Consider the following 1,265-nt stretch of genomic DNA (forward strand, 5'->3'; position numbering starts at 1 on the left):
ACTCCCGGCCGCTGATGGCCCGCTGCTGTTTTGTGGCACCACCGCATTCGGGCCACCGGACTGCGCCAGACGATGCTCCAGTGCCGCATATAACCCGCCAAACTGCGGACGGGAAGCATCATCCCAGCCACTAACCCCCTGTTCGATTAATGCCAGTGCACCCACGATGCGCTCAAAATCCGCATTATCCACTTCAGGATAGAGCGACAAACTGTCCAGGACGCGGGAGCCAGATAGCCACTCCAGTGCGGTTTTTCGACTGGCTGCGCGCAATGGATGCAGGGTTTCACCAAAGCGACTGATTAGCCCGGCCAACAGCGCCAGCCCATCGGCCAACCCGGCCTCGCCGTCACGGTGTAAACGCGCCCAGACGTAATAGGTGGCCACCCGCACATCCTTGCTGTGCAGGGTGAAGAGTTTTTCTGCCAGCTCGCAGGTTAACGTGGTATCGGCACCCGAGAGTTTATTGACCTCTTCACGCATCTGTTGGAAGTCGTCATTGTAGTTGGGGTCTTCTCCGGTATGCCGGTCAGGTATCACCGGCTGCAACCAGCGTTCCCACAACGCAACCTGTTGTTCTGCCTGCGGTAACAGCGACTCAGGGGCAGCGGCACAGGCGGTGATCAGGGTATTTAACGTCGCCATAACGGCTCCTGTGGGTCAATATCGGGGATGACAGCGGACATCAGTCTTCTGCCATGTCTTCATCTTCTGCCATGTCAGCGACCGCGGGCGGCGCATTCTGTATCAGAAAAATTTGCGCAGGCAGGGTGAAATTGCGCAGTTGCAACAGACCTAACGGGCCTTTGCCCAGCTCGGTGCGTAATATCCATTGCAATGGCTGTTTATCTGCGGTGGTGAAGGTCAGTTGATAGCGCCCTTCATCCAGCTTTTTCTGTTTTGCCTGTTCCAGCCAGCGGATCAGCCCCCATGTTCCCTGATAATCACCGTACAAACGGGCGCCGGAACTCACACCGGTCCAGGTCAACAACGTGCCGGGTTTGTAGGTATCACCCGGCCAGCGGAAGCTCTGCCAGCTCTCCATCTGGTTGAAATAATGCAATTTCTGTCCGTCAATCGCCAAATGGGTTTCCACCACGTTCGGCACTGGACGGGCCAGCAGCTCAAAGCGCAGCCCCTGACTGCCGTCAGTGAACAGAATATCGGAGATTTGGCTCAGTTGATTAATCGCCGCCAGGAAGGCCGGGTTAAAGGTCAGCCCCTGACTGTTCACTTTACTCGGTACCCAGCGCGTCCCTTCTTTA

2 protein-coding genes are annotated in these 1,265 nt (G+C 56.8%); both read right to left on the reverse strand.

Annotation, left to right across the window (positions count from 1 at the left end; translation table 11 throughout):
• Positions 1-645, reverse strand: a 645-nt coding sequence (locus tag AEP37_RS23760; RefSeq protein WP_049615645.1) for a type VI secretion system protein TssA, incomplete at its 3' end; no start/stop codon positions are given.
• Between the two features lie 40 nt (positions 646-685).
• The coding region (locus AEP37_RS23765) for a type VI secretion IcmF C-terminal domain-containing protein (RefSeq protein ID WP_049615646.1) at positions 686-1,265 on the reverse strand (580 nt) is incomplete at its 5' end.

Origin of the sequence: Yersinia pekkanenii (genome assembly GCF_001152565.1) — a bacterium.
Lineage (GTDB): Bacteria > Pseudomonadota > Gammaproteobacteria > Enterobacterales > Enterobacteriaceae > Yersinia > Yersinia pekkanenii.